The sequence below is a fragment of the Rhizobium changzhiense genome (genome assembly GCF_013087625.1).
Taxonomy (GTDB): Bacteria; Pseudomonadota; Alphaproteobacteria; order Rhizobiales; family Rhizobiaceae; genus Rhizobium; species Rhizobium sophorae.
Map to the genome: position 1 here is coordinate 362,986 of NZ_JABFCQ010000001.1, position 17,879 is coordinate 380,864.

The window sequence follows — 17,879 nt, forward strand, 5'->3', positions numbered from 1 at the left end:
GGCCGAGCCTGCCCAGAAAGCTGAACGGCTGATGAACCGGGATCTCAGCACTCGTTCAGCCGTCGCATGGCAAAACTCTTGTCACGATAGAGTTGCGTATCGGGGATAAGGGGATGAACATCTATATTCTGGCAAGACGCTTTAGCATCATCACGCTGTTTGCGGCGATCTTCGCGATCACATTTTCAGCGGTCGTGGTGCACGAAGGCGGCGGCGGCGCGCAGTCGCATTTCGGGGCAAGCTATACCTGCCTGGAGAGAAACGGCACCTTCTGCGCGCCCACGGTGCGGTGACCGGCATCCACACACCGAGGAAGATAAAAAATCGGGATTCCGCCGGCGCGCGTCGTTTGCTTGTCAAGAACAACTCTCTATAATGCGTCATGAACAAACGAATCTCCCTTTTGTCGCCCCTCGACACATCCTCTCCACCGCCTTTCCAGCCTCAGAGCTTCGATGATCCCGCCAAGGCGGTCGAGACGCTGACGGCGCTTTACGAGCGCAACACGGCGTTTCTGATAGAGAGCTTCAGCCACCTTGCGCAGGGCGCTCCGATCTCCTCGCGCTACCGCGCATTTTATCCGCAGGTCAGCATCGAGACGACAAGCTTCGGCCATGTCGATTCGCGGCTTTCCTACGGTCATGTCACGGCACCCGGCATCTACACGACGACCGTCACCCGACCGAAGCTCTTCAAGCATTACTTGAAGGAGCAACTGGCGCTCTTGATGAAGAGCCACAACGTGCCTGTGATCGTCTCGGAATCGACGACGCCGATCCCCTTGCACTTCGCCTTCGGCGAGGGCGCGCATGTGGAAGCTTCGACCAACGCCTTCGTCGACGTTCCGATGCGCGATATCTTCGACACGCCCGACCTCAACACCACCGACGACGAGATCGCCAATGGGGAATATATCCCGCCGCCGGGAGAGCCCTCACCGCTTGCGCCGTTCACCGCGCAACGCATCGACTATTCGCTCGCCCGGCTGTCGCATTATACGGCGACGCATGCCGAGCATTTTCAGAATTTCGTGCTGTTTACCAACTACCAGTTCTATATCGACGAATTCTGCGGCTGGGCGCGCAAGCTGATGGCCGAGGGCGGCGACGGCTATACCGCCTTCGTCGAGCCCGGCAATGTCGTCACCCTGCCCGGCTCGAACGCGCCGGAGACGGATGCGGCGCTGACCCGCCTGCCGCAGATGCCGGCCTACCATCTGAAGAAGAAGGGCCATGCCGGGATCACCATGATCAATATCGGCGTCGGCCCGTCCAACGCCAAGACGATCACCGACCATGTCGCCGTGCTGCGCCCGCATGCCTGGCTGATGCTCGGCCACTGCGCCGGGCTACGCAACAGCCAGCGGCTCGGCGACTATGTTCTCGCCCATGCCTATATGCGCGAGGACCATGTCCTCGACGACGACCTGCCGGTCTGGGTGCCGATCCCGGCGCTGGCCGAAGTGCAGGTGGCGCTCGAAGCGGCCGTTGCCGAAATCACCGGCTATGAAGGTTTCGAGCTGAAGCGCATCATGCGCACCGGTACCGTCGGCACGATCGACAACCGCAACTGGGAACTGCGCGACCAGCGCGGGCCGGTGAAGCGGCTCTCCCAGGCGCGCGCGATCGCGCTCGACATGGAATCGGCAACGATCGCCGCCAACGGATTCCGCTTCCGCGTGCCCTATGGCACGCTGCTCTGCGTTTCCGACAAGCCGCTGCACGGCGAGTTGAAGCTGCCGGGCATGGCAACGGCCTTCTACCGCACGCAGGTCAACCAGCACCTGCAGATCGGCATCCGCGCCGTCCAGAAGCTTGCCGCCATGCCAAAGGAAGCGCTGCATTCACGCAAGCTGCGCAGCTTCTTCGAAACGGCCTTCCAATAGGCCGGTTCCTCACCTGCCGGTCACGACAGGTGCTGACTGCTGCACAAGCATCTGCGGCCTGCCGGCGGCAACATTCAGCCCCGCGATCAACAGGGTGAAGGCGACGAAGACGAAAGCGACGCGCAGGAGAATCTTCAGCCCATCGCTTTCGACGAACTCCAGCTCACGCTTTTCATGGCGGCGCGCCCATATCTGGCTTGCCACAGCGATTTCAAAAATACTCATTGCTATTCTCCTCGACAGGTTTCGACGAAGCCTTGTCGAGTGCTGCCTTGCGATTTCGACACGAGCGGGCACAAAAGATTTTTTCCCGCCGCTGTCGAAATGCGCGAAGATCGTTCGTCCAGAGGTATTGGAACACGGCAAGGAAGGTTGTCCGCGATGAAATATCTCTGTCAGGTCTGGTTCGACGGCGCGATACTCGACGCCATGACGAAAGAGGAGAAGGCCGAGCTCGACACAAATTCCCTCGACTACGACAAGGACCTCGCCGAAAGCGGGCATATGATAATCGCCCAGGCGCTGCAGCCACCGAAATCGGCGGTGATCGTGCGGGTGCGCAATGACGAGATGTCGGTGACGGACGGTCCCTTCACTGAGACGAAAGAGGCGCTCGGCGGCTTCATCCTGATCGAGGCAAAGGATCTCAACGAAGCGATTCGCGTTGCCGCCGGTATCCCGCTTGCCAAGCTCGGCGCGATCGAAGTGCGGCCAATCCACGAATTCGGAGCTAAGTGAGGAGAGACCAATGAAATTTCTATGCCAGATCTGGTTCGACACCGAAAAAAGCAAGCTAGTCCCTCAGACCGAATGGGATGCGCTGACACAGGAGTGCATCATCAGCGACAATCGCTGGCGCGAGAGCGGTCATCTGCTGGTGGCGCTCGCGTTGCATGAACCGTCAACAGCAATCACGGTCCGCCTGCGCGATGGCGAAGCCTTTGCGACCGATGGCCCATTTGCCGAAATCAAAGAGCACCTCGGCGGTTTTGTGCTGATCGAAGCTGAGACTATCGAGGAGGCGAAGACGATCGTCTCGAGTTTTCCGATCCTCAAATATTGCTCGATCGAAGTGCGCCCGACTTACTCCATCCAGGATGGGAAATAGCCATGCGCTACATCTGCCTGATTTATAACAGCACCGACACCGACGGCACGCTGACGCCTGATGAAACCAATGAACTGATCAAAGCCCATTTCGCCTTCGACGAAGAACTGCTCCGCGATGGCATCATGATCCATTCCGACGCGTTGGAGATGCCTGACCAGGCGATGGTACTGCGCGTTCGAAACAACACGCTGTCTGCCACCGACGGTCCCTATGTCGAGACGAAGGAGCACCTGGCCGGCTTCTATGTCATCGAGGCACCTGACAGGGTCAAGGCAAAAGAGATTGCCGGGCGGATCCCTTCGGCGCGTTTCGGCGCGGTCGAGCTCAGGCCCGTACGGACGCTGACGCTGCTGGAGTAGGTGGTCGTTGGAAACCGTCATCGAGGAAATTTACCGAACGCAGTCGCGCCGGGTGCTGGCGACGCTGATCCGCCTGCTCGGCGATTTCGACCGGGCGGAGGAAGCACTTCAAGATGCTTTTGCCGCAGCCGCCCGGACTTGGCCGGTGGATGGCATTCCCGGCAATCCCTTCGCCTGGCTCGTTTCGACGGGACGCTTCAAGGCGATAGATACGATCCGGCGGCGGGCACGTTTCGATGCTTCGCAGCAGCACATCGAGGACAGCCTCTACAGCGTCGACGAAACGGAGATCGGCGATATGGAACCGATCGAAGACGACATGCTGCGGCTGATCTTCACCTGCTGCCATCCCGCTATTCCGGCCGACGCGCAGACGGCGATGGCGCTGCGGGAAATCTGTGGATTGACCACCGAAGAGATCGCGCATGCCTTCCTCATTCCAGCCCCGACGATCGCCCAGCGGATCGTGCGCGCCAAAGGCAGGATCCGTGCGGCGAAGATCCCCTATGAAGTGCCGGGCCGCGAGGCGCTGCCGCCGCGACTCGACCGAGTGCTGCACGTCATCTACCTCGTCTTCAACGAGGGCTATTCGGCCTCTTCGGGCGAGGAGGTGGTCCGCGCCGACCTGACCGCAGAAGCGATCCGTCTGGCGCGACTGCTTCTGGCGCTGCTGCCGCATCCAGACGTCTCCGGCCTGCTGGCCTTGATGCTGCTGCAGGATTCCCGCCGCACCGCCCGCAGCGGTGAGCAGCGATCGCTGGTGCTGCTTGCCGATCAGGACCGCTCGCTCTGGGATCATGCGAAGATTGCGGAAGGCCTGGCGCTGCTCGCCGCAGCGATGGAAGCCGGAGAGATCGGCACCTATACGCTGCAGGCGGCGATCGCCGCCGAACATGCCAAGGCGCCGGCTGCCGAAGAGACCGATTGGCGACGGATCGCCTTCTATTACGATCTGCTTCTGGCCGCACAGCCCTCCCCGATCGTCGAGCTCAACCGCGCGGTGGCGATTGCGATGGCGGAAGGGCCGGCGAAGGGGCTGGAACTGGTCGATGGCATTCTGGGACGCCGGGAGCTGCAGGCCTATCACCTCGCCCATTCGGCGCGCGCCGATTTCCTGCGCCGTCTCGGCCGGAGGCAAGAGGCGATCGCCGCGTATGAAACAGCGCTGTCGCTCTGCCGGCAGGAGCCGGAGCAGGCATTTTTGAGAAAACGCATTTCAGAGCTTGCCGCGGCGTCCGAGCGGCAGTGAGATCGCAGTTCCCGTCAGCGCCGAGACAATGATCAACAGGTGGGCATTGACGCTCGCCTGCGCCAGCGCGGCCAGAGCCATCCGCTCGCTCGATGCGCCCAAGGCGATGGCGCCGGCGGTGATGCCGGCCGGATAAGTGCCGACGCCGCCCGGTGCATGCATCGGCAGCACGGAGGAAAGCTCGCCGCCCAGCGCGCCGCCGAAGCTTGCCGCCATCGGCAGCACGCCCATCAGGCCGAGCGCCCATGCGAGCACCATCACCTTCACCAGCCAGTTGAAGATGGTCATCGTCCAAGCGCGCGCAAAGGCGATGGCATCGAGCGGCAAGCCGTTTTCGATCTCGGCGACGAATTTCTGCGCCTTGTTCGGCAGCAGCCTGGCGGCGAGGCGCAGCAGCGGCTTGCGGGCGGCGAAGGCCGCGACCGGCAACAGCAGGAAGGCTGTCCAGAGCGCCCAGGCAACAGCGGCATCGGCTGAAGCGACGGCAAAGCCGATGCCGGCGGCGGCCAGAAGCGCGTGTAGGTCGAGCAGCCGCATGACGAACAGCGCCGAGGTTCCGCGCGTCAGCGGAATGCCGAATTCGGTGCGCATCAGCAGCGGAAAGCTGGTCTCGCCGGCGCGGAAGGGCAGCATGATGTTCAGCAGATTGTGGATCTGCGTGACGCGGAAGAGGACCGCGAACCGGCCAGCCGTCTCGTTCGGGAAATAATCATAGATGCGCCAAGTGCGCAGGAAATAGGTGCTCGTCAGCAGCACGAGCGCACCGATCACCGGACCCGCGCCGACATCGGACCACTGCCTGATGATAACAGGCCAACCCCAGAACCATTGGATGAAGAGGCCATAGGCTGCGACGATGACGACCGTCAGAACGGTCATGCGATTGCGCATAAACCAGGATTGCCGGCTTTCAACGATCGAACTCTTCATGTAGTAGGCATTCCTCGCTTGGCTTCGGCATAGGCAGCGGTTCCGTCGCCAGGCCTTTTATGAGAAATGAAGGTTGCGCACAACGACGGAGTTGATGGCGGGGCCTTCTGCGCCGACGATCCGAGCGACAGACTGGTAGATGACGGCGCCTCGCCGGTTTGACGTGGAGATCGATGTTGGAGCGGATTACCAGAAGCATTACGAGCGCAAGCATTTTTCTGGCGGCCTATTTCCTGCTGAACATCGCGCTTCGCATCGCCTTGCCGCATACGCTCGATCTCGACGAGGCGGAGCAATCCTTCTACTCGCAATACCTGCTTGCCGGCTACGGTCCGCAGCCGCCGTTCTACAACTGGATCCAATATGCCATCGTCTCGGTGACCGGCATATCGATGTGGGTGCTCTCGGTGCCGAAGAACATCATTCTCTTCGGCTGCTATCTCTTCTACGGCCTTGCTGCCCGCGAGGTGCTGAAGAGCCGTTCGCTCGCAGCCGTCGCCATGCTGAGCCTGATTACCCTGCCGCAGGTTGGCCTGATGGCGCAGCGCGAACTGACCCATACGGTTGCCCTGCTGTTTGCGACCTCGCTCTTCCTTTTCGGTTTTTTCCGCACGCTACGCCAGCCGACGCTCGGGAGCTATCTCCTCATCGGCATCGCCACCGGCATCGGGCTCATCTCGAAGTATAATTTCGCCATCCTGCCATTTGCCGCCCTCATTGCCGTGCTTCCGGAGCGGGAATGGCGCAGCCGTCTCATCGACTGGCGTTTGCTGCCGGCCGCCGTCCTTGCCATTCTGATCGTGCTGCCGCATGCGCTCTGGCTGCCTGACAATCTCGCCAGCGCGTCTGCACCGACGCTGGAGCGGATGACTGCCGAACACTTGGCCCCGGCCGGCCTTCCCCGCATCGGGCAAGGACTGCTGTCTCTCGTGATCGCCGTCCTCGGCTTCGTCGCATTGCCGATCGTTCTCATCGCGGCCGCCTTCCGGCGTGACTTCTTTCGCGCGCTCTCCTCTTCCAGCCCGATGATCCGGGTGATCGAGCGGATGATGGTCATCAGCCTGCTCGCCTTCGTCGGCGTGGTCCTCTTCGCCGGCGCCAGCGATATCCACGAGCGCTGGCTCGACCCATGCCTGCTCGTGCTGCTGATCTATCTGTTCCTGAAACTGGAAACCGCGAACATCGATCTTTCCGCCGGTCTTGCGCGCTTCCGGCCCGTGGTGCCGGTCTTCATGGTCGTCATCCTGTCGATCCTTCTTTTCCGGATCGTCGGCATTCAATATATCGACACTTATACGAGAACGAACGTACCCTTTTCCGGCTACGTGGCTGAATTGACCGCGACCCGCAAGCCGGTTCTCATCGTCGCGGGAACCAAGTTCATTGCCGGCAACATGCGGCTGAAGTTTCCCGATGTTCCCGTGGTGATCCCGTTCTTCCCCGGACCCGGAGTTCCCGAATATGCGGACGCGAAGGGGCCGGTGCTGGTTATCTGGCGCGGCGAGACCGCAGATGATCCAACAATTTCCCCCGGCTTCGCCAATGACCTCGTCAAATCGGGCATTCATCTGCAAGAGTTGAAGACGCTGACGCTGCCCTATCTCTTCGGTGACGGCAAACGCAGCTTCTCCATTGGTTACTCCTGGGTGGAAGGCGGCGCGAAATAGCGCCCCGGCAGGTCAGCCGATTACGGGGAATCCGGCATTGCCCGCTGGCAACCGGCGGACACTTCATGTAGTAGCCTTCCGCAAGCGCGGCGGCAGCAGTAAAGATTGCGCGGCCGTCCGGCCTTTTGGAGATGAAAGTTGCAGACATCGGTAGAGCCCATTCGCGGTACGAATGATCCGGTACAATCGCTCGAACTGTCGCTGGTCGTGCCCATTTTCAACGAAGAGCAAAGCGTCGGCCCGCTTGTCGAGCGTGTCGTGGCTGCGATGGTTAGCTACCCCCATCGCTGGGAGCTGATCCTCGTCGACGATGGCAGCACGGATGCGACGCTCGTCAACGCCCGGAAGTACGTCGGACGCGAGGGGCTGGCGCTCAGAATCGTCGAGCTGCAGCGCAACTTCGGCCAGACAGCCGCCATGCAGGCCGGTATCGACACCGCCCAGGGTCGCCTGATCGCGACGATGGACGGCGACCTCCAGAACGATCCGAAGGACATTCCTTCGATGGTCTCCGAGCTAGAACGGCGCGAACTCGACCTCTTGGTCGGCTGGCGCAAGAACCGCAAGGACGGTCTGTTCTTGCGCAAGATCCCGTCGTGGTGCGCCAACTACCTGATCGGCCGTATCACCGGCGTCAAGCTGCACGATTACGGCTGCAGCCTGAAGATCTACCGTGCCTCGATCATCAAGCAGGTGAAGCTGATGGGCGAGATGCACCGCTTCATCCCAGCCTGGGTCGCCGGTGTGGTGCCGAGCTCGCGCATCGGCGAGATGGCCGTCACCCACCATGCCCGCGAGCACGGCGTTTCGAAATACGGCATTTCGCGCACCTTCCGCGTCATCCTCGATCTGCTGTCGGTGATGTTCTTCATGCGCTACAAGGCGCGGCCGGGGCATTTCTTTGGTTCGCTGGGTCTCGGCCTCGGCGCGCTCGCCATGCTGATCCTGCTCTATCTCAGCTTCGACAAGTTCATCCTGGGCAACGACATCGGCACGCGACCGATGCTGATGGTCGGCGTCGTGCTGCTGCTGTCGTCGGTGCAGATGATCACCACCGGCATCCTGGCGGAAATGATCGCGCGCACCTATTACCGCGACGATGCCTCTCCGAATTATATCGTGCGGCAGATCTTCGACGATCAAAGCCAAGCCTAAGCCGGCAGCACGATGCTGAAGCGCGCGACGAGGACGATCAAAACCGCGGGCCTGCTGCTTGCGGCCTATTTCGTGCTCAACATCGTGCTGCGCATCGCGCTTCCGCATTCGCTGGAGCTCGACGAGGCCGAGCAATCCTTCTTCTCGCAATATCTGCTGGCGGGCTACGGCCCGCAGCCGCCCTTCTACAACTGGATGCAATATGCCATCGTTTCGCTGACGGGCATGTCGATCGGCGCGCTGATCGTTCCGAAGAATATCCTGCTGTTCCTGTCCTATCTCTTCTATGGCCTTGCCGGGCGGCGTGCGCTGAAGGATGAGGCACTTGCCGCCGTCGGCATGCTGGCGCTGATCACCCTGCCCCAGGTCTCCTACATGGCCCAGCAGGATCTGACCCACACGACGGCGCTGCTTTTTGCGAGCTCGCTGTTTCTCTACGGCTTCTTCCGCACGCTTGACCGGCCCGATATGGCGAGCTACCTGCTGCTCGGGCTTGCGACCGGCATTGGGCTGATCTCGAAATATAATTTCGCGCTGATGCCTGTCGTCGCCTTGATCGCCATCTTGCCCGATGCCGAATGGCGGCGCCGGGCGCTCGACTGGCGCATATTGGTCGCGGTCGCCGTTGCGCTCGTCATCGCCCTGCCGCATGCGATCTGGCTGCGAGACAATCTCGCATTCGCCTCTTCCGATACTCTGGTCAAGATGGCCGCCGGCAACGAACCCGCCGGCATCGTGCGGATCGGCAAGGGTCTTCTCGCCTTTCTGGTCGCCATCATCGCCTTTGCGGCGTTGCCGGTGGTGATCTTCGCTGCCACCTTCCGCCGGGATTTCGTCCGGGCGCTCTCGGCGGGCAACCGCTGGACCGGGATGATGGAGCGGATGATGCTCGCAAGCCTCGCCGGCATCGCTTTGATCGTGCTGTTGACCGGCTCGACAACTGTTCGCGAGCGCTGGCTCGACCCCTTCCTGCTGGTGCTGCCGATCTACTTCCTTGCGAAAATGCAGGCCGCCGGGCTCGACTTTTCCGCCGGACTGCGCCGCTTCCGGCCGGTACTGCCGGTGCTGATGGCCTGCGTGCTGATCGCACTCGGATTCCGCGTCGTCGGCGCCGGGCTGATCGGCACTTACAGCCGGCCGAATGTGCCGATGGCGGGTTTTTCGCGCGAGATGACGCGACAGGCGCAACCGGCGCTGGTGATCGCTTCCGACACCTATATCGGCGGAAACATGCGGCTGCAATTTCCCGATGTGCCGGTGGTGATCCCGGATTTTCCGGCACCGGGCATTCCGGCCTATGCCGAGGCCAGGGGGCCGGTGCTGATCGTCTGGCGTGGCAAGAAGACGGCGACGGCTGCCGATGCGCTCATGCCGGAGCGGTTTTCCGCGGCGCTGACGGCGGCTGATATCGCGCTGCAGGAGATCGGCTCGCTGTCGCTTCCCTATTATTTCGGCCGCCAGGGCGACAATTTCGCACTCGGCTACGCCTGGGTGCAGCCGGAGACCAAATAGATGACCGAGAGCAAGCTTCGCGACATCAGGTGGATCTTCGTTCTGCTGGCAGCCTATTTCGCGCTTCAGGTCGGCGTGCGGCTCGCTACCTCGCATTCGCTCGATCTCGACGAGGCCGAACAGGCCTTCCGCTCGCAATGGCTTGCCGCCGGCTACGGCCCGCAGCCGCCCTTCTACAACTGGCTGCAATACACTGTCTTTCAGTTTGCCGGCGTCTCGCTGACCGCCCTTTCCATCGTGAAGAACCTCCTGCTGTTCATCTCCTATCTGCTGTACGGCCTGACGGCGCGGCTCGTGCTGCGCGACAAGGCGCTGGTGGCGATCGCCACGCTCGGGCTGCTGACGATCCCGCAGATGGCTTTCGAGATGCAGCGCGACCTGACGCACACGGTCGCGGTGTTCTTCTCGGCCAGCATCTTCTTCTACGGCTTCATCCGCAGCCTGAAGCAGCCGAGCCTTGCCTCCTATCTCATCGCCGGCATCGGCATCGGCTTCGGCCTGCTTGCCAAATATAATTTCGCGATCCTGCCGGCGGCAGCCCTGATTGCCGCGCTGGCCGATGCGCGCCTGCGGCAGCGGATCTTCGACTGGCGGCTGGTGCTGACAGCGGCGGTGGCACTCGTCATCACCCTGCCGCATCTCTTCTGGCTGAAGGACAATCTCGATTTCGCCACCGCGCGCACGCTGGAGAAGATGACCGCGAGCGGCGATGCGAGCTATCTCACGCAGGTCGCCATGGGCGTCAGCTCGCTCGCCCTCGCCACTATCAGCTTTGCCGGATTGACCGTGGCGGTATTCGCGCTCGTCTTCGGCAAGAACCTTCGTCCGGCGCTTGGCTCCGGCTCGGAATGGACGCGGCTTCTCGAGCGGATGATGCTCGTTTTCTTGGCCGGCATTCTGCTTTTGATCGTCTTCGGGGGTGCTGCCGGCATCAAGGATCGCTGGCTGGTGCCGATGCTCTTCATCCTGCCGCTCTATTTCTGCCTGAAGATCGAGGCAGCAGGCGTCACGACAGACAGAGCGTTCCGGCGTTTTATACCCATCCTCGCCGTCATCATGATCAGCGTGCCGGCGGCCCTCTATGGGAGCGTTGCGACTGCACGCTTTACCGGTCATTACGAGCGGCTGAACAGGCCTTATGCCGGCATGCTGGAAACCTTGCGCAGACAGGCCGAACCGGCGGCGATCCTTGCCGGCGACAGCCTGCTCGCCGGAAACCTCAGGCAGGATATTCCGAGCGTTCCGGTTCTTTCCGTGGATTATCCCGGCTTCAATCCGGATCTCTCCGGCCGGCGCCCGCTTCTCCTCGTGTGGCTCCTCCCCAAGGGCGGAAGCGAAGCACTTCCGCCTAATATGGCTCAATGGCTGCAGACCAATCTCGGCATGTCCGCCCCGCAGGCGTCGGTGATCGGCGTGCCTTATGTCTATGGGCGCGGCGACGACAGCTATCGTTTCGGCTATGCCTGGGTCAACCAGCCGGGCTGAGCGCAATCAGGATTTCAGCTCCCCCAGGCCGCCATCCAACGCCAGTTTCGTGATCCTCGCTATCTCATTCACTGTGCTCTGAGGCGCTGAGCCATTGGCTCGTTGGCCATATCTAGCGTGTTCAAATATTGTAAAAGTATTGTATTTGTCATATACTAAGAGCAGGAGTAAACTTACATGGCACGGGCAAAGACCTTTTCCCTTGGCGATACCTATGAGGGGATCCTATCGGATCTTGTCCGCAATGGCCGGTTCGGCACCGAAACCGAGGCCGTGCGGGCAGGCATCCGTATGCTCGCCGACCACGAGTTGAAAATACAGGCGCTGCGTAGGGACATTCAGGCGGCGGACGCCGAGATCGAAGCCAGCCTCGGCAAGGAATACGCTACCGGCGCGGATCTCCTCAAAGACGTCATGAACAAAAGCTAGGGCCATCAAACCGAAACGCCTGATTATCGCTCCATCCGCCATTGAGGATCTGCGGAATATTCGGCGCTATATCGCCGAGAGCAATCCCCATTACGCGCAGGAATTCCTGGCCGACCTGACCGCGAAGATTGCCTGGATCGCCCAAGTGGACTTCACCGGATCTCCCCCGCGACCACATTGCGGAAGGCCTGTGCGGCCTGCCCTACCGGAACCGCTGCATCTACTACCGCTCCTATCACGACCGCATCGTGGTCTTACGTGTCAAGCATGGCGCCGAGGATATCAAGTCGCAGGATTTCGAGCTTTAGGCCCAGCCAGCTGGACTGAGCGCAATCAGGATTTCAACTCCTTCCAGGCCAAATCCAGCGCCAACCTGGTAATCCTCGCTATCTCGTCCACCTCGGCGTGGCTGATGACGAGCGGCGGCGAGGCCAGCATGCGGTCGCCGGTGGCGCGCAGCACCAGACCGTTCGCCAGCGCGTGGTTGCGCACCAGCGCACCGACCTGATCGGGCTTGGCATAACGGGTGCGGGTGCTCTTCTCGGCGGCAAGCTGCAGGCCGCCCATCAGGCCGATGCTGACGGCTTCGCCGACCAGATCATGGTCTGCCAGCGCTGCCCAGGCCCTGCCGAAATAGGGGCCAATATCGTCGCGCACCCGTTCGACCAGTCTTTCCTCCTCGATGATGCGCAGGTTTTCGAGGGCTGCGGCGGCGCAGACCGGGTGGCCGGAATAGGTGAAACCGTGGTTGAAGTCGCCGACCTCGTTGATCAGGACATCGGCGATACGGTCGCTGACGAGTACGCCGCCGATCGGCAGGTAGCCGGAGGAAAGCCCCTTGGCGATCGGCGCCAGATCGGGCTCGACGCCGAAATACTGGTGGCCGAACCAGGCGCCCAGTCGACCGAAACCGCAGATCACCTCGTCGGTCACCAGCAGGATATTGCGCGCCTTGCAGATGCGGTCGATCTCCGGCCAGTAGGTCTCGGGCGGGATGATGACGCCGGCGGCCCCCTGCACCGGCTCGGCGACGAAGGCGGCGACATTCTCCTCGCCGAGTTCGTCGATCTTCGCTTCGAGCTCGCGGGCAACCTTGAGGCCGAATTCATCAGGCGTGAGATCGCCGCCCTCGCCGTACCAGTAGGGCTGGCCGATATGGACAATGCCCGGTATCGGCAGGTCGCCCTGCTCATGCATGTATTTCATGCCGCCCAGGCTGGCGCCGGCGACCGTCGAACCGTGGTAACCGTTTCTCCTTGATATCACGATCTTCTTCGACGGCTTGCCGACGGCGCTCCAGTAGACGCGGGCCATGCGGAACCAGGTGTCGTTCGCCTCCGAGCCGGAGCCGGTGAAGAAGATATGGTTGAATCGCTCGCCGGCATGGGAGGTGACCTTCTGTGCCAGCAGCGTCGCCGGCGTCGAGGTCGTGCCGAAGAAGGTGTTGTAATAGGGCAGCTCATTCATCTGCCTGGTGGCGGCATCGGCGATCTCGCGGCGGCCATAGCCGATATTGACGCACCAGAGGCCGGCGAAGCCATCGAGATATTTCCTGCCGTGATTGTCGAAGATGTAGACGCCCTCGCCGCGCTGGATGATACGCGCGCCCTCGGCATTCAGCTTCTTCATGTCGGCGAAGGGATGCAGATGGTGTGCGGCGTCGATCGCGGCAAGGTTCGAGGGTGGGTAAGTATCGGGCATGATTGGTAAAGACCCTCACGGATTGAAAGGCTGATGTCGATGGGATAGGAGCTTGGCCTTGTCCCGGGGGATTTTCAAGGTCATGGCAAGCGACAGGATGGACGGCAAGACGAAAGGCGACGACCCGCGTTTCGAGATCCTGATCGTCGGCATGAACGGCGACCTGCGCGGCAAGCAGCTTCTATCAGGCGCCGAAGACAAGGTCTGGGCCGGTGACATCCGCCTGCCGACATCGACGCAGTCGCTCGACATCTGGGGCGACGATAATGACGATATCACCGGCCTGTCGCTGACGATCGGTGATCCCGACGGCAAGGTCATCCCCGACCGGCGCAGCCTGGCGCCGATGCCCTGGGCGCCCGAGGGCTCGATGCAAGTGCTCGCCACCATGCACGAATTCGACGGCAGCCCGAGCTTCATGGATCCACGTGCCATCCTTGCTTCGGTGGTCGAGCGCTATGCGGCGCGCGGGCTGACGCCCGTCGTGGCGACCGAGCTGGAATTTTACGTGATGTCGGGAGACTGGCGCGAGACCGGACGCCCCTGCCCGCCCGAAAGCCTCACCTATCGCGGCGAACCGAACGGTTTCCAGCTCTACGACATGAGCGCCGTCGACGCGCTCGATGGCTATTTGCAGACGCTGAGGGCCTATGCGAAGGCGCAGAACCTGCCGGCGGATGCGACGACGGCGGAATTCGGGCCGGGCCAGTTCGAGGTCAACCTGCTGCACCGCGCGGATGCGCTGGCAGCCGCCGACGATTGCCTCTATCTCAAGCGCATCGCCGAACAGGCGGCGCGCCGCCACGGGCTGAAATCGACCTGCATGGCCAAGCCCTATTCCGAACATGCCGGCTCCGGCCTGCATGTGCATGCGAGCATCATCGACGGGCAAGGCCGCAACATCCTCGATGCCAAGGGCGGCGAACCGAAGCTGCTCAAATCGGTGATATCGGGCCTGCTCGACTCCATGCGCGCGGCGCAGCTGATCTTCGCCCCCTTTGCCAATTCCTACCGCCGCTTCCAGCCGGGCTCGTTTGCGCCTGTGGATCTGACCTGGGGCAGCGGCCATCGCGGCACGGCGATCCGCATCCCCGACAAGGATGGCCCGGCCGCACGCATCGAACACCGCGTCGCCGGCGCCGACGCCAATCCCTATCTGCTGCTGGCGGCGATCCTCGGCGGCATGCTCACCGGTCTCGATGGCGAACTCGACCCCGGCGAAGAGACAACGCCCTCGCACATACCGGCGAATACGACGCGACTGACGCATGATTTCCTCAGCGCCGTCGACACCTTCCGCACCTCGCCCTTCATCGCCGATATCTTCGGCGCGCGTTATCAGGCGCTCTATGGCGACACCAAGCGCAAGGAAGCGCTTGCGCATCTGCGCACCGTCTCGGATTTCGACTACCGCACCTATCTGCCGCGGCTCTGAAATTACGCGGCGGCCGACTTACGCAGCCGGCCGACTTACGCAGCGGGCTCGCGGCGTTCGTCCGCATTCACTTGAGCGGCGAGACCCTGCTTGACGAGAACCTTCAATTCGCCCGGATGCAGCCGGATCGAGACGTCGCGTTCGAGCGGCAGCAGTTCGCCATCCATGACGCAATTGGCCTTGGAGCGCAGTTTCGGGAAATGCAGGTGCACTTCGGCCGGGTGCATCACCATGACATCGGCATTCTCGCGGACCTTGCCGCGCAGCATGTCGATGGCGAGACGGGCGACACCGAGGGGTTTCAGCGGATTTGCCGTGTAGAAGCCGAGTTCGCCGCTTCTCAAATCATCGGCGTAGAGCAGCGCGTTCTCGCCGAAGGGATTGTTGGAGACCGAGATCGCCGACACCCTGCGGCGCTCGCGCATGCCGATCGCTTCGAACTCGACCTCGAATTCCGGCGGGTTGAAGATGACGCCCAATGCCGCCTTCGTGCTCGCCCGGATCTTGCCCAGCCGGGAGCGATAGCTGTAGGCGTTGCGGTAGCGCACCATGCGGGCATGCAGGCCGGCGGAAAACTGGTGGATGAAGGGCCGGCCGTTGGCGCTGGCGATATCGACATTATCGACCTCACCGGAGGCAAGCACATCGAGCGCCTGCCAGATGTCGAGCGGCACACGCAGCGATCGGGCAAAGAGGTTCATGGTGCCGGCGGGCACGACGCCGAGCGCAATTCCGTTTTTCCACGCAATCGATGCCGCCGCCGAAATCGTGCCGTCGCCGCCGCCGGCGACGATGCCGTCGATATCGTCGCGCTTGGCCGCCCGCTCCATGGCGGGAACGATTTCCTTTCCTGAGAAGACGATGGCGTCGAAATCGTGCCCCGCTTCGCGGAAAGCCGCCTCCGCCCTCTTCTCATAGGCCAGCATGTCGGTGGTCTTAAAGGTCCCGCCGTCGCGATTGAAAAAGCCTACAAGCTTCATAAGAGCTCCCGTCCCTGGCGCGGAAATGCTCCTGCCTTGCCCCTGAGATGGTTGCGATATCGGCGATTTCAAGCGCAGCCTTCTTTCCTGACAGAGGGCAGAAATGCAAAAATTGCAATAGACGTATGCACATAGCAGGACGCTGCACTGCAAAAAATGCACTCGACGGCAGCCGCAAGCTCACGGATAGATGGTCTATCGGAGACATCGTTTCCACCTCCCGCCATTTCCACCGATCGGCTTGCGGCCGCGGCTGCGCCAGCGCGCCATTGCCAAGCAGAAACCGCCTCGAGGAGCTCTCGTGAGTGAGATTGCCGCCAATATTTCTGTTGATAGCCAGGATGAAGTGCTGCCGTCGGCAATGACCGTGGCGCTCGTCCAGCTGGCGCTCGCCTGCGGCGGTTTCGGTATCGGCACCGGGGAATTCGCAATCATGGGGCTGCTGCCCAATGTCGCCGAGACCTTCTCAGTCACGACTCCGCAAGCCGGCTACGTCATCAGCGCCTATGCGCTCGGCGTCGTCGTCGGCGCACCCGTCATTGCCGTGCTCGCCGCGAAGATGGCGCGGCGCACGCTGCTTTTGACCCTGATGCTGATCTTTGCCGCCGGCAATATATCGAGCGCCATGGCGCCGACCTTCGAGACCTTCACGCTGCTGCGTTTCGTCAGCGGCCTGCCGCACGGCGCCTATTTCGGCGTCGCGGCCCTTGTCGCCGCCTCGATGGTGCCGGTGCATCGCCGCGCCCGCGCTGTTGGCCGCGTCATGCTCGGCCTGACCGTTGCGACACTTCTCGGCACGCCGTTGACGACCTTCTTCGGCCAGTCGCTCGACTGGCAGGTGGCGTTTTTCTCGGTCGGCGTGCTCGGCCTGCTGACCGTGGCGCTGATCTGGTTCTACGTTCCGAAGGACAGGGTTTCCGCGGAGGCGGGCTTCCTGCGCGAACTCGGCGCCTTCCGCCGGCCGCAGGTGTGGTTGACGCTCGGCATCGCCGCCGTTGGTTACGGCGGCATGTTCGCAATGTTCAGCTATATCGCCGCGACGACGACTGAGGTCGCAATGCTGCCGGAAACAGCAGTTCCGATCATGCTGGTCCTCTTCGGCGTCGGCATGAATGCGGGCAATTTCATCGGCTCATGGCTCGCCGACAAATCGCTGCTCGGCACGATCGGCGGCTCACTTGTCTACAATATCGTCGTGCTGACCACCTTCTCTCTGACCGCCGCCAATCCCTATTTGCTCGGTCTCTCCGTCTTCCTCGTCGGCTGCGGCTTTGCCGCCGGCCCGGCGCTGCAGACGCGGCTGATGGATGTCGCCGCCGACGCGCAGACGCTTGCGGCCGCGTCCAACCATTCCGCCTTCAACATCGCCAATGCGATCGGCGCCTGGCTCGGCGGCCTCGTCATCGCCGGGGGTTATGGTTTTGCGGCAACCGGTTATGTCGGCGCGGCGCTGTCCTTCCTCGGCCTCTTCGTCTTTGCAGCCTCGCTACGCCTCGAGCGCCGCGACCGGAGCTCGCAGGCCGTCTGAGGCCAGGCGCAGCTCGCGGCCTTCCGGGCTGCAGAAGACATAAGCGTCACCCCAGGCGGCCAACGCCTGGATCACGGGCTTCAGCGTCATGCCGAGCGGCGTCATTGCATATTCGACCCTCGGCGGCACGACCGGATAGACGGTACGTGACACCAGGCCGGACTCTTCCAGTTCACGCAGTTGCTTGGTCAGCATGCGCTGGGTCACGGCCGGCAGCTTACGCCGCAATTCGTTGAAGCGCAGGGTTCCTTCCATCAGATGAAACAGGATCACGCCCTTCCACTTCCCGTCGAGGTAAGTCAGCGTCGCTTCGACCGGGCAGCCGGGGAAATTCTTGACGAGCTTGGCGCGCGGCAATGACATTTACAGTATCCTTTTGGGTACTACGTACAGAATTTGTGCATTCTTGCGTTGTCAGAACATAGTGCGCATCTAGCTTCCGTGCAACGAACA

General features: G+C 62.1%; 19 protein-coding genes and 1 pseudogene. 15 read left to right on the plus strand and 5 right to left on the minus strand.

Going from position 1 to position 17,879, the window contains the following annotated elements; translation table 11 throughout:
* The first annotated feature begins 113 nt into the window (after positions 1-113).
* Both G9X68_RS01830 and G9X68_RS01835 read left to right on the plus strand, forming a co-directional pair.
* Entirely contained in the window at positions 114-293 is a 180-nt protein-coding gene (locus G9X68_RS01830) for a hypothetical protein (RefSeq protein ID WP_027685326.1), read from the plus strand.
* 89 nt (positions 294-382) lie between these two features.
* Positions 383-1,885: an AMP nucleosidase gene (locus tag G9X68_RS01835; RefSeq protein ID WP_171601033.1), complete on the plus strand. Its 1,503-nt coding sequence runs from the start codon at positions 383-385 to the stop codon at positions 1,883-1,885.
* Between the two features lie 9 nt (positions 1,886-1,894).
* Here G9X68_RS01835 and G9X68_RS01840 read toward each other — a convergent pair whose 3' ends face one another.
* Positions 1,895-2,110: a hypothetical protein gene (locus G9X68_RS01840; protein WP_171376500.1), complete on the minus strand. Its 216-nt coding sequence runs from the start codon at positions 2,108-2,110 to the stop codon at positions 1,895-1,897.
* A 156-nt stretch (positions 2,111-2,266) separates the two neighbouring features.
* Here G9X68_RS01840 and G9X68_RS01845 point away from each other — a divergent pair, with 156 nt between their 5' ends.
* The 4 genes from G9X68_RS01845 to G9X68_RS01860 are packed head-to-tail and all read left to right on the plus strand — an operon-like array spanning position 2,267 to position 4,604.
* A complete protein-coding gene (locus G9X68_RS01845; protein WP_171601034.1) occupies positions 2,267-2,623 on the plus strand; it encodes a YciI family protein in 357 nt (118 codons plus the stop codon).
* Between the two features lie 10 nt (positions 2,624-2,633).
* Complete coding sequence (locus tag G9X68_RS01850; protein ID WP_171601035.1) at positions 2,634-2,993, plus strand: YciI family protein; 360 nt, start codon at positions 2,634-2,636, stop codon at positions 2,991-2,993.
* A gap of 2 nt (positions 2,994-2,995) precedes the next feature.
* On the plus strand, positions 2,996-3,355 hold the full coding sequence (locus G9X68_RS01855) for a YciI family protein (protein WP_171601036.1): 360 nt from the start codon (positions 2,996-2,998) through the stop codon (positions 3,353-3,355).
* A gap of 7 nt (positions 3,356-3,362) precedes the next feature.
* Entirely contained in the window at positions 3,363-4,604 is a 1,242-nt protein-coding gene (locus G9X68_RS01860) for an RNA polymerase sigma factor (protein ID WP_171601037.1), read from the plus strand.
* Here the strand turns inward: G9X68_RS01860 and G9X68_RS01865 are convergent.
* Positions 4,572-5,534: a lysylphosphatidylglycerol synthase domain-containing protein gene (locus tag G9X68_RS01865; RefSeq protein ID WP_171601038.1), complete on the minus strand. Its 963-nt coding sequence runs from the start codon at positions 5,532-5,534 to the stop codon at positions 4,572-4,574. The two genes, G9X68_RS01860 and G9X68_RS01865, sit on opposite strands and share 33 nt — an antisense overlap.
* Before the next feature lie 173 nt (positions 5,535-5,707).
* Here G9X68_RS01865 and G9X68_RS01870 point away from each other — a divergent pair, with 173 nt between their 5' ends.
* The 7 genes and pseudogenes from G9X68_RS01870 to G9X68_RS31710 all read left to right on the plus strand — a co-directional run bounded on the left by G9X68_RS01870 (position 5,708) and on the right by G9X68_RS31710 (position 12,090).
* Entirely contained in the window at positions 5,708-7,201 is a 1,494-nt protein-coding gene (locus G9X68_RS01870; RefSeq protein WP_171601039.1) for an ArnT family glycosyltransferase, read from the plus strand.
* Positions 7,202-7,339: 138 nt separating this feature from the next.
* Entirely contained in the window at positions 7,340-8,356 is a 1,017-nt protein-coding gene (locus G9X68_RS01875) for a glycosyltransferase family 2 protein (protein ID WP_171601040.1), read from the plus strand.
* Positions 8,357-8,368: 12 nt separating this feature from the next.
* Positions 8,369-9,868: an ArnT family glycosyltransferase gene (locus tag G9X68_RS01880; RefSeq protein ID WP_171601041.1), complete on the plus strand. Its 1,500-nt coding sequence runs from the start codon at positions 8,369-8,371 to the stop codon at positions 9,866-9,868.
* Positions 9,869-11,353, plus strand: coding sequence for an ArnT family glycosyltransferase (locus G9X68_RS01885; RefSeq protein ID WP_171601042.1), 1,485 nt, complete (start codon positions 9,869-9,871; stop codon positions 11,351-11,353).
* Positions 11,354-11,530: 177 nt separating this feature from the next.
* Entirely contained in the window at positions 11,531-11,782 is a 252-nt protein-coding gene (locus tag G9X68_RS01890; RefSeq protein ID WP_171601043.1) for a ribbon-helix-helix domain-containing protein, read from the plus strand.
* A 70-nt stretch (positions 11,783-11,852) separates the two neighbouring features.
* Positions 11,853-11,900 (plus strand): annotated as a pseudogene (locus G9X68_RS31705) (type II toxin-antitoxin system RelE/ParE family toxin); the annotation flags it as partial.
* Positions 11,901-11,910: 10 nt separating this feature from the next.
* Positions 11,911-12,090 carry a type II toxin-antitoxin system RelE/ParE family toxin gene (locus tag G9X68_RS31710; RefSeq protein WP_244956085.1) on the plus strand — a complete coding sequence of 60 codons (180 nt, stop codon included), beginning with the start codon at positions 11,911-11,913 and terminating at the stop codon, positions 12,088-12,090.
* Positions 12,091-12,115: 25 nt separating this feature from the next.
* Here G9X68_RS31710 and G9X68_RS01900 read toward each other — a convergent pair whose 3' ends face one another.
* Positions 12,116-13,483 carry an aspartate aminotransferase family protein gene (locus tag G9X68_RS01900; RefSeq protein ID WP_171376493.1) on the minus strand — a complete coding sequence of 456 codons (1,368 nt, stop codon included), beginning with the start codon at positions 13,481-13,483 and terminating at the stop codon, positions 12,116-12,118.
* A gap of 82 nt (positions 13,484-13,565) precedes the next feature.
* Between G9X68_RS01900 and G9X68_RS01905 the strand changes: the two genes are divergently transcribed.
* A complete protein-coding gene (locus G9X68_RS01905; protein WP_171376562.1) occupies positions 13,566-14,918 on the plus strand; it encodes a glutamine synthetase family protein in 1,353 nt (450 codons plus the stop codon).
* A 35-nt stretch (positions 14,919-14,953) separates the two neighbouring features.
* Here G9X68_RS01905 and G9X68_RS01910 read toward each other — a convergent pair whose 3' ends face one another.
* On the minus strand, positions 14,954-15,898 hold the full coding sequence (locus G9X68_RS01910) for a diacylglycerol/lipid kinase family protein (protein ID WP_168309718.1): 945 nt from the start codon (positions 15,896-15,898) through the stop codon (positions 14,954-14,956).
* A 301-nt stretch (positions 15,899-16,199) separates the two neighbouring features.
* Between G9X68_RS01910 and G9X68_RS01915 the strand changes: the two genes are divergently transcribed.
* Positions 16,200-17,426 (plus strand): MFS transporter, encoded by a 1,227-nt coding sequence (locus G9X68_RS01915; protein WP_171601044.1) that lies wholly within the window; start codon positions 16,200-16,202, stop codon positions 17,424-17,426.
* On the opposite strand, the gene G9X68_RS01920 is transcribed toward G9X68_RS01915, so the two are convergent.
* Positions 17,385-17,789: a winged helix-turn-helix transcriptional regulator gene (locus G9X68_RS01920; protein ID WP_168309716.1), complete on the minus strand. Its 405-nt coding sequence runs from the start codon at positions 17,787-17,789 to the stop codon at positions 17,385-17,387. The genes G9X68_RS01915 and G9X68_RS01920 overlap by 42 nt on opposite strands.
* Positions 17,790-17,879: the final 90 nt, after the last annotated feature.